This is a genomic window from Sphingomonas changnyeongensis, from assembly GCF_009913435.1.
Classification (GTDB): Bacteria; Pseudomonadota; Alphaproteobacteria; order Sphingomonadales; family Sphingomonadaceae; genus Sphingomonas_B; species Sphingomonas_B changnyeongensis.
Map to the genome: position 1 here is coordinate 1075616 of NZ_CP047895.1, position 20421 is coordinate 1096036.

At 67.9% G+C, this 20421-nt stretch carries 18 protein-coding genes; 10 read left to right on the top strand and 8 right to left on the bottom strand.

Annotated elements, in window-relative coordinates:
- Positions 1-56: 56 nt before the first annotated feature.
- Both GVO57_RS05410 and GVO57_RS05415 read left to right on the top strand, forming a co-directional pair.
- Entirely contained in the window at positions 57-2930 is a 2874-nt protein-coding gene (locus GVO57_RS05410; protein WP_160592304.1) for a M16 family metallopeptidase, read from the top strand.
- A 23-nt stretch (positions 2931-2953) separates the two neighbouring features.
- The gene (locus GVO57_RS05415; RefSeq protein ID WP_160592305.1) at positions 2954-3256 is read left to right on the top strand and encodes a hypothetical protein; all 303 of its coding nucleotides are present in this window, start codon (positions 2954-2956) and stop codon (positions 3254-3256) included.
- A gap of 225 nt (positions 3257-3481) precedes the next feature.
- Here GVO57_RS05415 and GVO57_RS05420 read toward each other — a convergent pair whose 3' ends face one another.
- From GVO57_RS05420 to GVO57_RS05440, 5 genes are all read right to left on the bottom strand, one after another.
- A complete protein-coding gene (locus tag GVO57_RS05420) occupies positions 3482-4546 on the bottom strand; it encodes a 5-(carboxyamino)imidazole ribonucleotide synthase (RefSeq protein WP_160592306.1) in 1065 nt (354 codons plus the stop codon).
- Positions 4543-5031, bottom strand: a complete 489-nt coding sequence (purE, locus tag GVO57_RS05425) for a 5-(carboxyamino)imidazole ribonucleotide mutase (protein WP_160592307.1) — start codon at positions 5029-5031, stop codon at positions 4543-4545. The genes GVO57_RS05420 and purE overlap by 4 nt, the downstream gene beginning before the upstream one ends.
- An 80-nt stretch (positions 5032-5111) precedes the next feature.
- The gene (gene gpmA / locus GVO57_RS05430) at positions 5112-5813 is read right to left on the bottom strand and encodes a 2,3-diphosphoglycerate-dependent phosphoglycerate mutase (protein WP_160592308.1); all 702 of its coding nucleotides are present in this window, start codon (positions 5811-5813) and stop codon (positions 5112-5114) included.
- Between the two features lie 280 nt (positions 5814-6093).
- Positions 6094-7212 carry a M14 family metallopeptidase gene (locus GVO57_RS05435; RefSeq protein WP_160592309.1) on the bottom strand — a complete coding sequence of 373 codons (1119 nt, stop codon included), beginning with the start codon at positions 7210-7212 and terminating at the stop codon, positions 6094-6096.
- Positions 7209-7769, bottom strand: coding sequence for a hypothetical protein (locus tag GVO57_RS05440; RefSeq protein WP_160592310.1), 561 nt, complete (start codon positions 7767-7769; stop codon positions 7209-7211). The genes GVO57_RS05435 and GVO57_RS05440 overlap by 4 nt, the downstream gene beginning before the upstream one ends.
- A gap of 330 nt (positions 7770-8099) precedes the next feature.
- Here GVO57_RS05440 and ykgO point away from each other — a divergent pair, with 330 nt between their 5' ends.
- Positions 8100-8225, top strand: a complete 126-nt coding sequence (gene ykgO, locus GVO57_RS05445; RefSeq protein WP_003046794.1) for a type B 50S ribosomal protein L36 — start codon at positions 8100-8102, stop codon at positions 8223-8225.
- Positions 8226-8231: 6 nt separating this feature from the next.
- Positions 8232-8840 carry an HAD family hydrolase gene (locus GVO57_RS05450; protein WP_160592311.1) on the top strand — a complete coding sequence of 203 codons (609 nt, stop codon included), beginning with the start codon at positions 8232-8234 and terminating at the stop codon, positions 8838-8840.
- 39 nt (positions 8841-8879) lie between these two features.
- On the opposite strand, the gene queG is transcribed toward GVO57_RS05450, so the two are convergent.
- Entirely contained in the window at positions 8880-10052 is a 1173-nt protein-coding gene (queG, locus tag GVO57_RS05455; RefSeq protein ID WP_160592312.1) for a tRNA epoxyqueuosine(34) reductase QueG, read from the bottom strand.
- Positions 10053-10298: 246 nt separating this feature from the next.
- Between queG and GVO57_RS05460 the strand changes: the two genes are divergently transcribed.
- Complete coding sequence (locus GVO57_RS05460; RefSeq protein ID WP_160592313.1) at positions 10299-13616, top strand: TonB-dependent receptor; 3318 nt, start codon at positions 10299-10301, stop codon at positions 13614-13616.
- A gap of 87 nt (positions 13617-13703) precedes the next feature.
- On the opposite strand, the gene GVO57_RS05465 is transcribed toward GVO57_RS05460, so the two are convergent.
- Positions 13704-14303 (bottom strand): HD domain-containing protein, encoded by a 600-nt coding sequence (locus tag GVO57_RS05465; RefSeq protein WP_160592314.1) that lies wholly within the window; start codon positions 14301-14303, stop codon positions 13704-13706.
- A 147-nt stretch (positions 14304-14450) separates the two neighbouring features.
- Between GVO57_RS05465 and GVO57_RS05470 the strand changes: the two genes are divergently transcribed.
- From GVO57_RS05470 to xth, 4 genes are read left to right on the top strand one after another with little or no spacing between them, the layout of a single operon-like run.
- A complete protein-coding gene (locus GVO57_RS05470) occupies positions 14451-15548 on the top strand; it encodes a sensor histidine kinase (RefSeq protein ID WP_160592315.1) in 1098 nt (365 codons plus the stop codon).
- Positions 15545-16345 carry a LytR/AlgR family response regulator transcription factor gene (locus tag GVO57_RS05475; protein ID WP_160592316.1) on the top strand — a complete coding sequence of 267 codons (801 nt, stop codon included), beginning with the start codon at positions 15545-15547 and terminating at the stop codon, positions 16343-16345. The genes GVO57_RS05470 and GVO57_RS05475 overlap by 4 nt, the downstream gene beginning before the upstream one ends.
- Positions 16346-16375: 30 nt before the next feature.
- Positions 16376-17185, top strand: coding sequence for an isocitrate lyase/PEP mutase family protein (locus GVO57_RS05480; protein ID WP_160592317.1), 810 nt, complete (start codon positions 16376-16378; stop codon positions 17183-17185).
- Positions 17186-17194: 9 nt separating this feature from the next.
- Positions 17195-17968 (top strand): exodeoxyribonuclease III, encoded by a 774-nt coding sequence (gene xth, locus GVO57_RS05485; RefSeq protein WP_160592318.1) that lies wholly within the window; start codon positions 17195-17197, stop codon positions 17966-17968.
- A gap of 46 nt (positions 17969-18014) precedes the next feature.
- Here the strand turns inward: xth and GVO57_RS05490 are convergent, their stop codons facing one another.
- Positions 18015-19115, bottom strand: a complete 1101-nt coding sequence (locus GVO57_RS05490) for a fatty acid desaturase family protein (RefSeq protein ID WP_160593841.1) — start codon at positions 19113-19115, stop codon at positions 18015-18017.
- A gap of 138 nt (positions 19116-19253) precedes the next feature.
- Here GVO57_RS05490 and GVO57_RS05495 point away from each other — a divergent pair, with 138 nt between their 5' ends.
- Positions 19254-20417, top strand: coding sequence for an N-acetyltransferase (locus GVO57_RS05495; protein ID WP_160592319.1), 1164 nt, complete (start codon positions 19254-19256; stop codon positions 20415-20417).
- The last annotated feature ends 4 nt before the right edge of the window (positions 20418-20421 follow it).

Below are 20421 nucleotides of genomic sequence, written 5' to 3' on the forward strand. Positions count from 1 at the left end.
TGACCTTATCAGGCACCGGGCCGTTCCCGGTGCCCGTCCGCATCCAGGGAGTCTTCATGACCCAGACCAAGCGTTCCTCGACCCGCCTCATGCTGCTGGCGGCCGCTTTGCTCGCCTCCGCGGCCCAGCCGGTCGCGCTTCAGGCCCAGCAGGCCGCGCCCGTCGCCGCGCTTGTCGACACGGTGTCGATCCCGCATGAAAGCTTCACCCTGGCAAATGGTCTGCGCGTCATCGTCTCCACCGACCGCAAGGCACCGATTGTCGCGGTTTCGGTCTGGTACGATGTCGGGTCCAAGCATGAGCCCAAGGGCAAGACCGGCTTTGCCCATCTGTTTGAACATCTGATGTTCAACGGCTCCGAAAACGCGCCCGGCGACTTCTTCGAGCCGCTGCAGCAGATCGGCGCGACCGATTTCAACGGCACCACCTGGTTTGATCGCACCAATTATTTCGAGACCGTGCCCGCCCCGGCGCTCGAGCGGGTGCTGTTCCTGGAAAGCGACCGCATGGGCCATTTGCTCGGCGCGGTGACGCAGGAGAAGCTCGATAACCAGCGCGGCGTCGTCCAGAACGAGAAGCGGCAGGGCGACAACCAGCCCTATGGCCTGGTCGAATATGCGCAGCTGCGGGCGCTCATTCCCGCCGACCATCCCTATGGCCATTCGACGATCGGCTCGATGGCCGATCTGGACGCGGCGAGCCTTGAGGACGTCAAGACCTGGTTCCGCACCCATTATGGCCCGAACAATGCCGTGCTGGTGCTGGCCGGCGACATTGATGCGGCCACCGCCCGCCCGCTGGTCGAGAAATATTTCGGCGACATTCCGCGCGGGCCGCAGCAAAAGGCCGTCGCCGCGCCGGTGCCGACGCTCAAGAGCCGGCTCGACGAGGTGATGAAGGACGATGTCGCGACGACGCGGATCTACCGTCAATGGGCGGTGCCGGGCCTGACCGACAAGGACGCCCCGGCGCTCGACGTCGCCGCCGTCGTGCTGGGCGGGCTGGACAGCTCGCGGCTCGACAATGCGCTGGTCCGCCGCGACCGCGACGCCGTGCGGGTGAGCGCTGAATATCAGCAATTCGCCCAGCTCGGCTTTTTCGAGGTGCAGGTCGATGTGAAGCCGGGCGTCGATGCCGAGGCGGTCGGCCGCAAGCTTGACCAGCTGATCGCCGATTTCATCCGCACCGGCCCGACGGCGGACGAGGTGCAGCGCGCGGTGACGCGCGAGGCATCGGGGCGGATCGCCGCGCTCGAAGCCGTTGGCGGCTTCGGCGGCAAGGCGGTGACGCTGGCCGAAGGCGCGCTCTATGCCGGCGATCCGGCCTTTTACAAAAAGCAGCTTGCCGCCTATGCGGCGGTGTCCCCGGCGCGGGTCAAGGCGGTGATGGGCAAATGGCTGACCCGTCCGGTCTATGCGCTGTCGGTCGTCCCCGGCAAGCGCGAGGCCTATGAGGAAGCCAAGGGCGTCAGCGGCGCGACCTTCGCGCCTGCCTATTACCGCGCCCCGGCCGAGGGCGACCAGCCCCAGGCCGCGCCGTCGCGCCTGCCGCTGGCGGCGGTCGACCGTTCGACCCCGCCGCCCGTCGGCCAGATCGCCGATCTCGATTTCCCCGATGTGCAGCGCACCACGCTGTCGAACGGGATCGAGATCGTCTATGCTGCGCGCAGCGCCGTTCCCGTCACCCAGCTGACGATCAGCTTCGATGCCGGCGTCGCCGCCGATCCGGCCGACCGGCTGGGGTTGCAGGCGCTGACGCTTGCCATGCTTGATGAAGGCACGACCAGCCGGTCGTCGATCCAGATCGCCGAGGCCAAGGAGCGGCTGGGTGCCAACATCACCAGCTCGGCCTCGCTTGATCGCACCAATATCGGGCTGTTCGCGCTGTCGGCCAATCTGCGGCCGTCGATCGACCTGCTCGCCGACATCGTCCGCAACCCGGCCTTTGCGGCGGACGAGGTGACGCGCCTCAAGGGCGAGCAGCTGGCGCGGATCGCGCAGGAGCTGAAAAGCCCCGGCGGCCTTGCCCAGCGCACGCTGGCCCCGGTGCTGTTCGGCGCGGGCCACCCTTATGGCAAGCCGGCGAGCGGCAGCGGCGATCCCGCCCGTGTCGCTGCGCTGACCCGTGACGATCTGATCGGGTTCCAGCGCGCCTGGCTGCGCCCCGACAAGGCGCGGATCTTCGTCGTGTCCGACCGGCCGCTCGCCGAAGTGCGCGCCGCGCTCGAGGCGGGCTTTGGCAGCTGGCGCGGCGAAGGCCCGGCCGCGACCAAGGATTTCGCGGTCGCCGTGCCCGCGCCCCAGCCGCGCATCATCCTTGTCGACCGGCCGGGTTCGCCCCAGTCGCTGATCTATGCGGGGCAGCTGACCTCGCTCAAGGGCGCGGACGAGCTGCTGCCGGTGCTGTCGGCCAATGACGTGCTGGGCGGCAATTTCCTGTCGCGCATCAACATGGACCTGCGCGAGACCAAGGGCTGGTCCTATGGCGTGCGCGGCGGCTTCAACCGGCTGCTCAACAATGTGCCCTATCTGATCTCCGCCCCAGTCCAGGCCGACAAGACCGGGGAGGCGATCGCCGCGCTGCGCCAGGACATCACCGAGTTCCTGACCAGCAAGGGCGTCACGCCTGAGGAAACCCAGCGCACGATCAACGGCTTTGTCCGCGAACTGCCCGGCAGCTTCGAGACTGGCGGCGACGTGCTCGGCGCGATGCAGACCAATGTGCTGTTCGGCCGGCCGGACAATTATTACGAAACCGTCGCCGCCAAATATCGCGCGCTGACCGGCCCGGCGATGGATCAGGCGATCCGCGGCGTGCTCGATCCGTCGAAGTTCGTCTGGGTCGTGGTGGGCGAGGCGGCGCGGGTCAAGCCGCAGCTTGACAGCCTTGGCCTGCCCGTGGAGGTCAGGACCGCGCCCGGCGCGCAGTAAGACCCGATTCAAGGAGAGAGAGAATGTCGCAGATCGATGGCGAATGGGATTGCATCACCAAGTCGCCGCTGGGTGAGCAGAAGTCGGTGTTCACGATCAAGACCGACGGCGACACCTTCACCGGCAGCAATGCCGGCCCGACCGGCACCCTCGAGGTCGCCGACGGCAAGATCGACGGCAACACCCTGACCTGGAAGATGGACATGAAGGTGCCGATGCCGATGACGCTGACCTGCACCGGCACTGTCGATGGCGACACGCTGAATGCTCAGGTGAGCGCCGGCGCGTTCGGCAGCTTCCCGATGACCGGCACCCGCCGCGGCTGACCGGATATTCCCCCTTTCCCCGCCAGGCGGGGAAAGGGGTTGTTTTTTGCGCGCCTCACGGCGCGGTCGCGGCACCGGGAGTTTTGGTGTTTGTCGCGGCACCGGCCCGCTCCCCCACCCGGCCACCCAACGGCAGTATCATATGGGTGGCCGGGTGGGGGAGCGGGCCGGTGCCGCCCCCGCGCCGTGAGGCGCGCAAAGAAACCCGCACCGCAACAAACCCGCTCAGCGGGTCACGCGCGTCACATGTCCCATTTTGCGGCCCGGGCGCACGGTCTTGCCGTAAAGGTGCAGCTTGGCCGCCGGATCGGCGAGGATTTCGGGCCATTTGTCGGCGTCCGCGCCGATCAGGTTGAGCATCTGGGCGCTCTGCCCGGTCAGCCCCGTGGCACCCAGCGGCAGGCCGCACACCGCGCGGACATGGTTTTCGAACTGCGACGTGACCGCGCCTTCGATCGTCCAGTGGCCGCTATTGTGCACGCGCGGGGCCATTTCGTTGAACACCGGCCCGTCGGCGGTCGCGAAGAATTCGAGCGTCAGCACGCCGACATAATCGAGCTCCGCCGCCACCTGCCGGGCGAGCGCGACCGCCGCATCGGCCTGGGCCAGCACCGCCGAAGGTGCCGGCACGTGCGAGGTGTCGAGGATGCCGTCGCGGTGGACATTGTGGGGCGTGTCCCACACCGCGACCGTGCCGTCGGCGGCGCGGCACAGGATCACCGAATATTCGGCAAAGAAGGTGACAAACCCCTCAAGGATCGACGGCACCCGCCCGATCGCGTCCCAGGCGGCGGCCAGATTGGCATCGGGGCCGAGCCGAACCTGCCCCTTGCCGTCATAGCCGAGCGAGCTGGTCTTGAGGATCGCCGGCGCGCCGATCGCGGCAAAAGCGGCGTGCAGCCCGTCCAGATCCTCGACGATGCGGAACGGCGCGGTGCGCCCGCCAAGCGCTGCGACCAGCGCCTTTTCCGAATGCCGCGTCCGCGCCACTTCGAGCGCGCGCCGCCCGGGGCGGATGGGCACCAGCGGCGCCAGCAGGTCGAGTGCCGCGGGCGGCACATTTTCAAACTCATAGGTGACGACGCCCACTTCGCCGGCAAAGCGGGCGAGCGCGTCGGCATCGTCATAACCGGCCTGGGTCCAGCCGGCGGCCACCTCGGTGGCCGGGCCGCTCGCCTCGGGGGCGTAGATATGGGTGCGATAGCCAAGCTCGGCTGCCGCGATCGCCAGCATCCGGCCAAGCTGGCCGCCGCCCAATATGCCGATCGTGCCGCCGGGCGCGAGGATCATGCCGGCTCGACCGCGACCGCGTCGGTCTGGTCGCGGCGCCAGCGGTCCAGCCGCTCCGCCACTTCGGGGGCGGTGCCGGCAAGCATCGCGGCGGCAAACAGCGCGGCGTTGATCGCGCCGGGCTTGCCGATCGCGAAGGTGCCGACCGGGATGCCGCCGGGCATCTGGACGATCGACAACAGGCTGTCGAGCCCCGACAGCGCCTTGGATTCAACCGGCACGCCCAGCACCGGCACCGGCGTCATCGACGCGGCCATGCCGGGCAGGTGCGCGGCCCCGCCGGCCCCGGCGATGATCGCGCGCAGCCCCCGGCCGGATGCGGCGCGGGCATAATCGTAAAGCCGCTCGGGCGTGCGGTGCGCCGACACGATCCGGCATTCATGCGCGATGCCGAGCGCGGTCAGCGTGTCGGCGGCATGGCGCATCGTCTCCCAGTCGGACTGGCTGCCCATGATGATGCCGATCACCGGCGCTGTGTCCGCCATTTCTGCCCCTTTCACCCGGAGCCCGGCTTCTATCCACGCCCCCGGCCATGGCAATGCAGGTCGGGGGTTGGGACGGGCCGTCAGCGCTCGCTCAGATAATAGCGCTCGACCGGGCGCAGATCATTGTCGAGCCGGAAGACGATGGGCTGGCCGGTCGGGATTTCGAGGCCGGTGATGTCGGCATCCGAAATGCCCGACAGATGCTTGACCAGCGCGCGCAGCGAATTGCCATGCGCGGAAATCAGCACGCGCCGCCCGGCGGCCAGTTCGGGCGCGATGCGCGCCTGAAAATAGGGCAGCACGCGGGCGATGGTGTCCTTCAGGCTTTCGGTTGCCGGCACCGCGATGCCGGCATAGCGGCGGTCGGCCGACAGGTCGAACGCGCTGCCCGGCTCCAGCGGCGGCGGCGGGATGTCGAAGCTGCGCCGCCAGATCTTCACCTGCTCGTCGCCGTGGCGCGCCGCCGTCTCGGCCTTGTCCAGCCCGGTCAGCCCGCCATAATGGCGCTCGTTGAGCCGCCAGTCCTTCTCGACCGGCAGCCACAGCCGGCCCATCGCCTCGAGCGCGAGGTTGAGCGTCTTGATCGCGCGGGTCTGCAGGCTGGTGAAGCAGCAGTCGAAATCCAGCCCCTTGGCGGCCATCAGCTCACCCGCGGCGCGCGCCTCGGCCACGCCCAGCTCGGTCAGGTCGACATCCCACCAGCCGGTGAAGCGGTTTTCCAGATTCCAGGCCGACTGGCCGTGGCGGATGAGGACAAGGGTCTTGAGATCGGCACTCGACATGGCGGGTCGGAATCCTGTGTCGTGGGTCGTGTCGCGCCGGCCCTATCCGAGCGGCGCGGGCGGTGCAAATCGTCGGGGGCGCGTGAGAGTGGTGTTGCGCGCCGTGGGACGTGTGGTTTTTTGCTTGGGAAGAACGGCACCGGCCCGCTCCCCCACCCGGCCTCCCATATGATACTGCCGTTGGGTGGCCGGGTGGGGGAGCGGGCCGGTGCCGCCCCCGCGCCGCAAGGCGCGCAACAAACAACGAGCGCGCCGACAGGCGCCTCGAAACCAAACCCGCTCACACCTCGTCGATCATCTCGGCCAGCACCTCCAGACAGTCGGCGGCCAGTTTTTTGGCCCGGTCCGGCGACCAGCCGAGAACCGTGTCGGGATTGTCGCCATGGTCCTTGAACGGCATTTCCAGCGTCATCGCCAGCGCGCCGTGCCGTTCGGCGACCTGGTTGGTCGACATCGCCAGATTGGCCTTCCCCGGCGGGGCGGTGTCATAGCCCTTCTCGGTCTGGAAATCGGGGCTGCGCGCGGCAAGCAGGGTGCGGAAGCGGTGGTAACGCGCGCCCTGCGCCTCGGTCCATGACGGGATGCCTTCGAACCCGGCGATGAAATTGGCCGGGATCGCCTCGTCGCCATGCACGTCGATGGCGACGTCGACGCCGCTCGCATCCATCGCCGCGCGCACGGCAAGCACTTCGGGGCTGCGCTCCGCGCTCGGCGCATGCCATTCGCGGTTGAGATTGATGCCCGCGGCGTTGGTGCGCAGATGGCCGCGGAAGCTGCCGTCCGGGTTCATGTTGGGCACGATGTGAAACGTCGCGTGCGCGCGCAGCCGCCGGGCGGTGGCATCGCCGGGATCGGTCAGCTTTTCCAGCGCGCCTTCGGCCCACCATTCGGCCATCGTCTCGCCCGGATGCTGGCGCGCATAGAGCCAGACCTGCTTGGGACCGTCGCCAAGCGTCAGCATGTCGAGCGGACGGCCGTCGAGCGTCTGGCACAGCTCGCGCTGGGCAACGCCGGGGCGCGCCGCCATGCGCGCCACCAGATCATAATGCCGCTCCAGCGAATAGGGCGCGAAATAGGCGACCCACAGCGCATTGCCCGCCGGGCGGACGCGGATGGTGAGCACGCCGTCCTGATAATCGGTGTCGGCCAGCCGCCAGCTTTCGCGGTCGTCCGACACCCGCGCGCGGTAGCCGGGCCAGCCGAGCGGATAGGCGGCACCGGCGGCGTTCAGGATGCGCAGGGTGAGCGTCCGCCCGGCGGCATTGCCGATCCGGAAATGAAACCATTGGTAGAAATCGGACGCATGGTCGGTTTCGATTTCGAGATCGGCCTCATTGCCGTGGATGGCGAGGACGCGGATGTTGCCGCTGTCGAAGCGGCTGGAAATGCTGAAGCTCATGGGACGGTGATAGTCCGCCCCGATTCGCCCGGAAAGCCCCCGAACAGCGCGGCGGCAAGCCGGGCTGCGCCGAGGCCGGGCTGGGCGGCGGGGGCCTTTTCGCGCGCTTCCATCCGCGCCCGGCCTTCCCACATCACCGTCCCGTCGGCGCGGCGCTTGAGCTGGACGGCAAGCTGGCTGGCGGTGATCGCGCTGGGCCCGCCGCCGCCCAGCGCGATGCTCAGCCCGCCGCCAAAGCCGCCGCCGCCCCCGCCGGTCGCGCCGCCCACCCCGATCGTGACCGGCGATGAACGGGGCGGGGCCGCGCGCGTGTTCCGTTCAATGCCGACCACCGCGACATAAAGCGCGTTCGCGACCGTGTCGGTCGGTACATAGCCGATCTGGCGCAACTCATCGGTGACGGCGGCGGCATGGGCGCCATATTCAAGGCTGGCCGCGTCGGTGCCGGGCGCGGGTTCCACGAAGATGGTGCCGCGCTCGATCGTGCGGTCGAGATGGAAACGGGTGACATTGACCGGCGGCACCGCCGTCGCGCAGGCGGCCAGCGCCTGAACCATACCGACAAGCGCCGCCGCCAGCACCAGCCGCCGGCCGGGCCGCGATGCGGGGACCGGGCCTGTAACAGCGCGGCCCGTGACAGCGTGGCCCGTGACAGCGTGGTGGGCGGCGGGGGCGGACGGGATCGGAAAAACGGGCATGGCGCGGACCTCGGCGGCTTGCGGCCGGTCGGATGGCCGGCCATCGGCCGACGCTACCGGCTTCGCCAGGCGGTTGAAAGGGCCGATCCCCGCACCGCGGCCCGCCCAGCCTTGACGCCTGCCGGTGGCTCGACTAGGCGGGCGCGTCCTTTTTCAGCCTTTTCACAAGATTCGAGCAAGATTCGCGCCATGAAAATCCGTAACTCTCTGAAGTCCCTCAAGGACCGTCATCGCGACAACCGCGTCATCCGTCGTCGCGGCCGCACCTATGTGATCAACAAGACCAACCGCCGGTTCAAGGCCCGCCAGGGCTGATCCGCAATGGCGGTGTCGGCCGTCGTCTTTGACGTCGGCAATGTCCTGTTTTCATGGGACCCGCGCTTCCTTTACGAGCGCCTGATCAGCGATGATCAGGCGCTTGACGTGTTTCTGCGCGATGTCGTCACCCATGACTGGCATTTCCAGCATGATGCCGGCCGCCCCTTCGCCGAGACGCAGGCGGAGCTGAGCGCGCGTTTCCCCGAACATGCCGGGCTGATCGCGCTCTGGGGTCCGCGCTTCAACGACAGTGTCGGGCCGATGATCCCGGGCATGGCCGATCTGGTCGCGGCGCTCGACGCGCGCGGCGTGCCGCTGTTCGCGATCACCAATTTCTCCGACGAGTTCTGGCCGCCCTTCCGCGCCGCCCATGCGCCGCTGTTCGACCGGTTCCGCGATATCGTCGTCTCCGGCACCGAAAAGCTGGTGAAGCCCGATCCGGCGATCTACCGGCTGGCGCTCGACCGGTTCGGGGTTGCGGCCGATGCCGCGATCTTCATCGACGACCGGGCGGAAAACATCGCCGGCGCCGAATCGGTCGGGCTGCGCGGCCATCTGTTCCGCGACGCGCCGACGCTGGCGCAGGAACTGACGGCGCTGGGCCTGCTCTGACAGCGCCGCCGGGTTAAGTCCACCCGGCTCGAAGACGATCTAGGCGGGCAGACCGGCCAGCACCGCCCCGCGCGCCGCTGCCCATTCGGCGCGGACATCGGGATCGGCTTCAGCGTCGGTGCGCGGGGGCGCCAGCGCCGCCAGCCTTGAGCCGTCGATCCGCGCGAGCGCCCAGATCGCTGCGCCGCGCACAATCGGCGCGGGATCGTCGATCAGCGCCGCAACCGCGTCGCCAAGCGCGGGATCGCCGCCATTGCCGGCAGCGATCAGGCAGTTGCGCACCATCCGGTCGCGGCCGATCCGCTTGACCGGCGAGCCGGCGAACACCTGACGGAAGCCCCTATCGTCAAGCGCCAGCAGATCCGCGAGCGCCGGCGCGGTCAGCTCGGCGCGCGGATGGAAGGCGAGATTGGCCGCCGCGCTGCGGGCGAATTTGTTCCACGGGCACACGGCCAGACAATCGTCGCAGCCATAGATGCGGTTGCCGATGCCGGGGCGGAGATCGGGCGGGATCGGCCCTTTGTGCTCGATCGTCAGATAGGAAACGCAGCGCCGCGCATCGATCCGGTAGGGTGCGGGAAAGGCCTGGGTCGGGCAGGCGCGCTGGCAGGCGTCGCAGCTGCCGCAGCGGTCGCGGCCGGGCGCGTCGGCGGCCAGATCGAGCGTCGTGAAGATCATGCCCAGGAACAGCCAGCTGCCGTCGCTGCGGCTGACCAGGTTGGTGTGCTTGCCCTGCCAGCCGAGCCCGGCGGCTTCGGCGAGCGGCTTTTCCATCACCGGCGCGGTGTCGACGAACACCTTCACATCCCCGCCCGCGCGGCCGACCAGCCAGCGCGCCAGCTCCTTCAGCTTCTTCTTGACGACATCATGATAGTCGCCGCCCTGCGCATAGACCGAAATGCGGCCGACCGCCGCCTGATCGGCAAGCGCGAGCGGGTCGAGCGCGGGCGCATAGCTGAGGCCAAGCGCGATCACCGAGCGCACCTCGGGCCACAGCCCCGCCGGGGCCGCGCGCTGATCGGCACGGCTTTCCATCCAGATCATCTCGCCATGCGCGCCCTCGGCCAGCCAGCGGCGCAGCCTCTCGCCGGCGCGCGGCGCGGCGTCGGCGCGCGCGATGCCGCAGGCGGCAAAGCCGAGGGCGCGGGCCTCTGCCTTCAGCGCGGCTTCGACGCTGCCCTGCGGCGTCGGTGGAATGGGTGGTCCTGGCATCTGCGGCATCTCTTGGCGCGTCTTGTGCGCGGTTCGCCCGCTTCTCCGGCGGTGGCGCTGAGCTTAACCCAGCCGGCCCCGCGCGGCGAGGCGGAACCCGTGTCATTTCTGCAACGCACAATCAGTTCTTTCGCGGACGCAAATCGAATCGCGCCCTTGTCACGGATTCGCAATATACCCGGCTCAAGGGGCCTGCGACCGTGCGCCGGGTTAACAAGGCGTGAAGGCCCAGAACAGGGGAAAGCAATGAGGAATCGTCTCTTTATCGGCGCGGCCGTTGCTGCGCTCATCGCACCTGCGGCCGTCCAGGCGCAGGAAATCACCTCGGTGATTCGCGGCACCGTGACCAATGGCGGCGTTCCCGTCGCCGGTGCGACCGTCACCGCCGTCCATGTCCCCTCGGGCACGCGCTCGACCGCCACGACCGACGCCAATGGTGCGTTCAACCTGTCCGGCCTGCGTGCCGGCGGTCCGTTCACCGTGTCGGTCAACGACAATCAGGCGCAGATTTCCGACATCAACACCGTGCTCGGCACGCCCTATGACCTGCCGATCGAGCTCGCCGATTTCTCGCAGGACATCGTCGTCACCGCCGCGGCGGTCGTGAAGGCGGGCAACATCTCGCAGGGCCCGGCCACGCTGCTGACCGCGCAGCAGATCTCGACGATCGCGACCATCAACCGCGACGTGCGCGACCTGTCGCGCCGCGACCCGTTCGCGCGCCTGTCCGACTCGCCGGGCGGCGGCCGCGCCGTTTCGTTCGCCGGCCAGAACCCGCGCTTCAACCGCTTCACCGTCGACGGTGTGCCGGTCACCGATAACTTCGGCCTCAACCCCGACGGCCTGCCGACCCGCCGGTCGCCGATCCCGCTCGATGCGATCGGCCAGTATCAGACCCGCGTTGCGCCGTTCGACGTCCGCGAAGGCAACTTCCAGGGCGGCGTCGTCAACGTCGTGCTGAAGTCGGGCACCAACGAGTTCCACGGCACCGGCTTCTACGCCTACACGGCCGACGAACTGCAGGGGAACCGCACGCGCGACCTGCGCGTCAACCTGCCGAACTTCCGCAACACCAATTATGGCGCGCAGCTGTCCGGCCCGATCATCAAGGACAAGCTGTTCTTCATGATCGCGGGCGAGAGCATCCGCGACAACTCGCCGATTGCCGAAGGTCCGCTCGACAACAATGCCGGCAACCCGATCCCGAACCTGACCCAGGCCATTGTCGATCAGGTGTCGTCGATCGCCCGGTCGCGTTACAATTACACGACCGGCGGCGTGGTGGACAATCAGCGCGACCGCGATGACCGCATCGTCGCCAAGATCGACGCCAACCTGTCGGACACGCAGCGCGCGGCGATCACCTATGCCTACACCAAGGACTCGATCGTCTTTGCGCAGAATCTGAGCCAGACGACCAACGCGCCGAGCCTTGGCCTTGCGTCGAACGCCTATACCCAGTCGCAGGAACTGCACACCGCGGTGTTCAACCTGAACTCCGACTGGTCGGACAATTTCTCGACCGAGTTCCGCGCCTTCTACAAGGACTATGTCCGCGGTCAGGATCCGCTGCTCGGCCGCAACTTCGCGCAGTTCCAGGTCTGCACCGCGCCGACCTCGGACCGTGTGCTCGCCGGCGGCGTCGTCAACCCTGACGCCGGTGCGTCGATCACCTGCGCGCCGGGCGTGCCGACCGTCGCCTTCGGTCCGGACATTTCACGCCAGTCGAACAGCCTGACCTCGCAGAGCTGGGGCGGCCTGTTCCAGGCGCGTCTGCAGGCGGGCGACCATGACCTGCGCCTGTTCGCCGAATATCAGGACGCCAAGATCTTCAACCTGTTCCTGCAGCGCACGCTCGGCGACTATTATTTCGACTCGCTGGCCGATTTCCAGGCGGGCAACGCCCAGCGCCTGCGTTACCAGAACGCCGTTCCGTCGCTGAACCCCGACGATGCGGCGGCGCGGTTCGAATATCAGACGCTGACCTTCGGCCTGCAGGACAATTGGCGCGTCACCGACACGCTCAACGTCTCGCTCGGCGCGCGCTTCGACCTGTATGGCGGCTCGTCGCGTCCGGCGCTCAACCGCGACTTCCTGGCGCGTTACGGCTTCACCAACCAGGCGTTCCTGGGCGGCCGCAGCCTGTTCCAGCCGCGCTTCGGCTTTGACTGGAAGCCGGTCAACCGGTTCAGCCTGCGCGGCGGCGTCGGCATCTTCGGCGGCGGCGCGCCCGACGTCTATGTGTCGAACAGCTTCTCGAACACCGGCTTCCTGTCGAACGCGATCGACATCCGCGTGAACAACAACGGCACCTTCAACGTGCCGGGCCTGACCGGCGCCGATGCGACGGCGGTGGGCACTGCGGGTCTCGTCAATGTGAACGGCGCGGCCATTCCGGGGGCGATCAACACCTATCTGTCGGGCCGGTCGGCCGGTGCGCTGGCGCCGACCAACGCGCTCGATCCCGATTTCGATGTGCCGTCGCAGTGGCGGGCGACCCTGTCGGCCGATTACGAGGCCGATCTCGGCCCGCTCGGCGATGGCTGGAACTTCGGGGCGGACCTGTTCTTCTCCAAGGTCCGCAACCAGGTGCTGTTCCAGGACATCCGTTCGCGCCCGAACGGCCTGACCACGCCTGATGGCCGTCCGCGCTACAGCTCGATCACCAGCTTTGCCGATACCAACTTCGACATCCTGCTGACCAACACCTCGCGCGGCCGCAGCTATGTCGGGGTCGTCCGGTTCGACAAGACGTTCAAGTTCGGCCTGAACCTGTTCGGCAGCTACACCTATCAGGATGTGAAGGATCAGGCCCCGGCGACGTCGTCGGTCGCGCTGTCCAACTATTCGAACGGCGCCTATGTCGATCCGAACCGGGTCGCCTATGGCACGGCGAATGACGAAGTCCGTCACTTCTTCAAGTACGGCTTCAACTTCGACCGGGCGTTCTTCGGTGACTACAAGACCCGGATCAACCTGTTCGCCGAAACGCGCACCGGCCGTCCGTTCAGCTACACCTTCCAGAACCAGGGTGCGCGCTCGAGCGTGTTCGGCACGATCGGCGGCAACAGCCGTTATCTGCTCTATGTGCCGACCGTGAACGACCCGCTGGTCAGCTATGACAGCGCGGCGACCCAGGCGGCGTTCAACGCGTTCATCGACTCCTCGAAGCTCAACCGCTTCCGGGGCCGGATCGCGCCGCGCAACGCCTTCCGCTCGCGGTCCTTCACCAAGATCGACCTGCACGTTGAACAGGAAATCCCGGCCTTCTTCGGCGATGCGCGCTTCACCGTGTTCGCGGACATCGAAAATCTGGGCAATCTGATCAACCGCAACTGGGGCCAGGTGCAGGAGTTTGCCTTCCCGCAGACGATCGCCCTGCTGCAGGTGCAGTGCCTCCAGGCGCCGGTCGCGACCGGCACCGCCCCGGGCGCTGCCGCGACGACCACCAGCACCCAGGCCTGTGCGCAGTATCGTTATTCGAACTACCGCGCCCAGGACCCGGTGGTGTTCAGCCGCCAGTCGCTCTACGCGATCCGCGTCGGCGCGCGCTTCACCTTCTGATCCGCGCCTGACCGACCAAAAAAAGGCCGCCGCCCGGACCCTCCGGGCGGCGGCTTTTTTTTGATGCCCGATGTGGCGGCGGGCGGGTCAGTCCTTGACCAGCGTGCTGCGCTTCGGCCGCGCCATCACGCGGCGGACCATCGGCTCGAAAAAGGCGAGCGGGGCGGTGTCATAGGCCGGGTCGAACGCCGCCTGATCATATTTGGCGCAGAACTCGGCACAGGCCTCGAAATGCGCATGGCCGCGAAACTGTTCGCGCAGGTCGCGGTCGAGGCCGAGATGGTGGTAGTAATAATAGCCCTGGAACACGCCGTGATTGGCGGTGATCCAGTGATTCCGCTCCGACACGAACGGCTTCAGGATCGCGGCGGCGACATCGGGGTGGTTGAACGACCCCAGCGTGTCGCCGACATCGTGGAGCAGCGCCATCACCACATATTCCTCGTCACGCCCGTCGCGGTGCGCGCGCGTCGCGGTCTGCAATGAATGCTGGAGCCGGTCGACCGGAAAGCCGCCATAATCGCCGTCAAGCAGCCGCAGATGATCGAGCACCCGGTCGGCGACCTTGCCGGCAAAGGCCATGAAATGGCTGGAGATGATCTGCCAGTCCTCGGCCGTGCCCTCGGTCATGGCGGTAAAGCCGGCGCGGCGGTGTTCGCCCTCGGCAATGTCGATGTCGGTGGCCATGTCTCTCTCCTTGCCCGTCCGGTCCCGCGCGGGCCGGCGCTGTGTGCGGGGGTGAGGCTATAGGCGCTGACCGCATCGGGGAAGGGGGCGGGTGCTGGGCCACTTACCGGTTCAACCGGCGGCAGATTTCCGCTAGGCTGATATGTGATGCCGACCTTCGGGCTGACCGCCGCACCGTTTTTCGAGGACAAGAACCGGGCGTTCTGGAACCTCCAGACCGCCGGCTGGGCGGGCTATTTCCTGCTGCGCACGCTGTCGGGCTTTGCCAATGGGCTGACGCTCGCCTTCCTGGTGCCGGTCGCGGTGTCGACCGCCACCGGCTATTCGCTGACGCTGATGCTGGGCGCGCTCTATCGGGGGCTGATGGACCGGGCGCCGGTCGTCACCTGGACCGGGTCGATCGCCGGCATGACGATCGCGGCGGGGCTTTATTCGCTGATCGATGCGTGGATCTTCAACACCATCCAGCGCCCGGGCGAGGCGTTCCAGATCCGCCTGTTTCTCGGCACCATGTTCCTTGATTTCGTGGTGATCGCCGCCTGGTCGGCGCTCTACTTCGCGATCAATTATTTCCTGGTCGTCGAGGAACAGGCCGACCGGCTGAAGGCGCTGGAAAGCCAGGCCTCGACCGCCCAGCTGGCGATGCTGCGCTATCAGCTCAACCCGCATTTCCTGTTCAACACGCTGAACTCGATCTCGACGCTGGTGCTGCTGAAGCAGACCGACCGGGCGAACGCGATGCTGTCGCGCCTGTCGTCGTTCCTGCGCTACACTCTGGTCAACGAGCCGCTGGGGCAGGTGACGGTCGAGCAGGAGATCGAGACGCTCAAACTCTATCTCGACATCGAAAAGATGCGCTTCGAAAGCCGGCTGCGCACGGCGTTCGAGATCGATCCGGTGGTGCTGCGTGCGCGCCTGCCGTCGCTTTTGCTGCAACCTTTGGTCGAGAACGCGATTAAATATGCGGTGACGCCGCAGGAAGAAGGGGCCGACATCACGGTCAGCGCCCGGCTGGTCGTCGACCGGGTGCGCATCCTGGTCGCCGATACCGGGCCGGGACCGGGGGCGGCCCGGCCGGCCTGCACCATGTCGACCGGCGTCGGTCTGGCGAATATTCGCGACAGGCTGGCGCAGGCCTATGGCCAGGACCATGATTTCGACGCGAGAGCGGGGGCGGAAGGCGGATTCGAGGTGTTGATCGAGATTCCGTTTCAGACCGAGGACCAACCAAGGGAAGCCGCATGACCATCAGAACCATCCTCGTCGACGACGAGCCTCTGGCCATCCAGGGCCTGCAGCTGAGGCTTGAGGCGCATGAGGATGTCGAGATTGTCGACACCTGCTCCAACGGCCGCGAGGCGATCCGGTCGATCAAGACCAACAAGCCCGATCTGGTGTTTCTCGACATCCAGATGCCCGGTTTCGACGGCTTTTCGGTCGTCCAGGGGCTGATGGAGGTCGAGCCGCCGCTGGTGGTGTTCGTCACCGCCTATTCCGACCATGCGATCCGCGCGTTCGAGGCGCAGGCGGTCGATTATCTGATGAAGCCGGTCGAGGAAGACCGGCTGGCGACCACGCTCGACCGGGTGCGCCAGCGCCTGTCGGAAAAACGCGGCGCGGAGGAGGTCGACCGGCTGCGCGAGGTGCTGGCCGAGGTCGCGCCCGAGGCGGCGGCCGAAATGGGCGAGGGCGGCGATGCGCCCGCCGCCAGCCGGTTCGAAAAGATGATCAACATCAAGGATCGCGGCCAGATTTTCCGCGTCGATGTCGACACGATCGAGCGTATCGACGCCGCCGGCGATTATATGTGCATCTACACCGCCGACAACACGCTGATCCTGCGCGAAACGATGAAGGATCTGGAAAAGCGGCTCGACCCGCGCCGTTTCCAGCGTGTCCACCGCTCGACGATCGTCAATCTCGATCTGGTCCGTCAGGTGAAGCCGCACACCAATGGCGAATGTTTCCTTGTCCTTGGCTCGGGCGCGCAGGTGAAGGTCAGCCGCAGCTATCGCGACGTCGTCGCGCGCTTCGTGCATTGACCGGCGGGCCGGTCGTGCCGCCGATGGCTGATGTCTGAGGCCACCCGCCAGATCGCCCGCGCCGCGGCGCTGGCCCGGCTGCATGTGCCGGGCGCGCCGCTGATCCTGTTCAACGTCTGGGACGCCGGCTCCGCGCGCGCGGTTGCGGAGGCGGGGGCGGCGGCGGTCGCGACCGGCAGCTGGTCGGTCGCCGCCGCGCACGGCTTTGCCGATGGCGAGGCGCTGCCCGTCGATCTCGCGATCGCCAACGCGGCGCGGATCGCGGCGGCGGTCGAGCTGCCGGTCACCATCGATTTCGAGGGCGGCTATGCCGGTGATCCGGCGCGGCTTGCCGATCATATGGCGCTGCTGCTCGCGACAGGCGCGGTCGGCTGCAATCTGGAGGACCGGGTGATCGGCGGCACCGGGCTCTATCCGCTGCCCGCCCAGGCGCGGCGGATCGAGGCGATGCGCCGCGCCGCCGAACGGGCTGGCATTCCCGCCTTCATCAACGCGCGCACCGACCTGTTCCTGGAGGCGCGCGCCGAGGATCACGACGCCGCCCTGCTCGATCTGGCGGCGGAGCGCAGCCGTGCCTTTGCCGATGCCGGGGCGAGCGGCCTGTTCGTCCCCGGCCTTGCCGATGAACGGCTGATCGCGCGGCTGTGCGCGGCCAGCCCGCTGCCGGTCAATGTGATGCAGCGGCCCGGCGTGCCCCCGCCCGCCCGGCTGGCCGCGCTCGGCGTCGCGCGGATCAGCCATGGCCCCGGGCCCTATCGGCTGGCGATGCGCGCTCTGGCCGATGCCGCGCGCGCCGCGCTGCTGCCGACGGGCGGTTGCGCTCCGCCGCTGATCGGCTAGGCGGAGACGATGCGCATCGCGACCTATAATGTGAACGGGATCAAGGCCCGGCTGCCCCGGCTGCTCGAATGGCTGGAGGAGCAGCGGCCCGACATCGCCTGTCTGCAGGAGCTGAAGTCGAGCGACGACACCTTTCCCGAGGCCGAGATCCGCGCCGCCGGCTATGGCGCGGTGTGGCACGGGCAAAAGGGGTTCAACGGCGTCGCCGTGCTGGCGCGCGGGCGCGATCCCGTCGAGCGGCAGCGCGGCCTGCCCGGCGATCCGGACGACAGCCACAGCCGCTATCTGGAGGCGGAGGTTGACGGGCTGGTCGTCGCCTCAATCTATCTGCCCAACGGCAATCCGGTGCCGGGGCCGAAGTTCGATTACAAGCTTGCCTGGATGGACCGGCTGATCGCCCATGCCCGCACTCTGCTGGCCGAAGAGGTGCCGGTGGTGCTCGCGGGCGATTACAATGTCATCCCGACCGATGCCGATGTCTATTCGCCCGCTGCGATGGCCGATGATGCGCTGATGCAGCCGCAGAGCCGCGCGGCGCTCCGGCGGCTGGTGCATCAGGGCTGGACCGATGCGCTGCGCGCCCGCCATCCGGTCGGCCCGCTCTGGACCTTCTGGGACTATCAGGCCGGGGCCTGGGCGCGCGATGCGGGTTTTCGCATCGATCATCTGCTGCTCAGCCCGCAGGCGGCCGACCGGCTGGCCGATGCCGGTGTCGACCGCGCCTATCGCGGGCGTGAAAAGGCCAGCGACCATGCGCCGGTCTGGGCGGTGATCGCGGACTGAGGCTGCCGCCCCCAATCCCCGTCCTGGCGCATTTTCCCGGCCCGGTTCAGCGCCGCGAGGCGGCGGCGCTGCGCACCAGCCGGGCGATCAGCCCCGTCAGCCCCGGATGATTGCCGCGCTGATAGGTCGAATCCCGCCCCAGCGCCGCCACCAGCCGGCGATGCGCCTCGCCCAGCGCGTGATAGGGCAGGCTGGGCAGCAGATGATGCAGCGCGTGATAGCGCAGCCCGACCGGCGCCCACAGCGCCGGCAGCAGCGCCGGGGGCGGCACATTGACGCTGTCGAGATATTGGGCGGTCACCGTCATCGGCGTGCCGTCATTTTCCCACAGATGCGCGACCAGCGTGCGCACCTGATTGATCACCGCGACCGCCGCCGCGATGCCGAGGAAGATCAGGAAAGCGCGGAGCGGCACCACCCCGCCCGCGACCATGGCGAGCAGGCCGATCGCCCAGATGCTGGTCACGATTTCCTGCCGGCGCCAGCGCCGCGCGGCTTCGCCCTCGGGCGGGCGGCGGCGGAAATCGGGGTTGATGACCAGCCCCGAATAGCGCGCCACGACCACGGCGCGCAGCCGGGGCGACAGCAGCGACAGCGGCGTTAGCAGCGCATGGCGGATCAGCAGGCCGATGGGCGCCAGCGCCGAAATCGCGACAAAGCCGAGCGTCGCCCAGGGCGTCATTCGCGCCAGCGGCAGATATTCGGGATCCTCGACCGTGCCATAGCGGGTCTTGGCATGATGGAGATTGTGCACGCCTTCATACATGAACGACGGCACCATCAGCGGCACCCCGATCACCGCGTTCCAGCCGAGCCGGAAGCCCGGCAGGCTGCTGTGCTTCATATGCGTGAGTTCGTGGGTGAAGCTTTCGGCGCGGTAGAGCGCAAGCACCGACACCAGCGCCGCAGCCAGCGCCAGCCACACCGACGGGGCAAGGATCGCCGCCGCCAGCCCGGCATAGCCAAGCGCGGCCGAGGCAAGAAAATCGGTCCAGTAGATGGCGGGGCTGGCGACGTGCAGGTCGCGCGCGATCTCGGCTGCGGCGCGCAGCAGCCGGGCATCATCGACCTGGCGGGGGCCGGGGTCGTCCGGCGCATGCGCGGCTGCCCGGTCGGCGCGCGCGTCAAAGGCAAGGCTTGCGGTCATGTCGGTCATCTCATCGGCACAGATAATGGCCGCACCATGGCAGTGAAAGGGCGACACCCGCTTTGCGCGTGATCAATGGGCGCGCGATCATTGGCCGCGCCTCGACTTGGGCGCGCGGGCACGGCTATGGGATGCGCCATGAACGACCAGATTTCGATCCTGCCGGTCACGACCGCCAAGGGGCGGCGCGATTTCGTCGCTTATGCCCACACCCGCTATGCCGGCGATCCGCACTGGGTCGCCCCGCTCACCGGCGAGGCGGTGGGGATGCTCACCCCGGGCAAGAATGCCTGGTTCACCCATGGCACGGCGCAGCTGTTTCTGGCGATGAAAAGCGGGCGCATCGTCGGGCGCATCGCCGCGCATATCGATCATCTGGCGCTGACCCAGCCGGCCGAACAGGGCTTTGGCCCCGGCACCGGCTTTTTCGGCCATTTCGATGCCGATGACCAGGCGATCGGCAACGCGCTGCTCGACCGCGCCGAACGCTGGCTGGTCGACCAGGGCATGACCCGGATGGTCGGCCCGATCAGCCTGTCGGTCTGGGAAGAGCCGGGACTGCTGATCGAAGGGCATGATCATTCGCCGTCGGTGATGATGGGGCATCATGATCCGGTCTATCAGCACTGGATCGAGGCGCGCGGCTATACCGGCGTCAAGGATCTGCTGACCTATGATCTGGATATCACGCGTGGCTTTCCGCCGCTCGTCCAGCGCATCATCGCGGCGGGCGAGAAGAATGCGCGCATCCATGTGCGGCGGGTGAACAAAAGCCGGTTCGAGGACGAGGCGGCGATCATCCTCGGGATTCTGAACGACGCCTGGTCGGACAATTGGGGCTTTGTCCCCATGACCGATGCCGAGGTGGCCGAGGTCGGCCGCAAGCTCAAGCCGCTGGTATTCGAAGACCTGATCTACATCGCCGAGGTCGAGGGTGAGCCGGTTGCGTTCATGATCACCCTGCCCGATCTGAACGAGGTGCTGAAGCCGCTGCGCGGTGCGCTGCTGCCCTTTGGCTGGGCGCGGCTGCTGCTGTGGCTGCGCCGTCCGCGCGCGCGCACGATGCGCGTGCCGCTGATGGGCGTGGTCAAGCGGCTGCAGGCGTCGCGGCTGGCGAGCCAGCTGGCCTTCATGATGATCGAATATTCGCGGCGCGAGGCGATCAGCCGTTACGGCGCGAGCCGGGGCGAGATCGGCTGGGTGCTCGAGGACAATCAGGGCATGGTCGCGATCGCCGACGCCATCGAAAGCCGGGTCAACAAGCGCTACCGCATCTACGCGACCGAGTTGCCGCGCGCCTGATCTG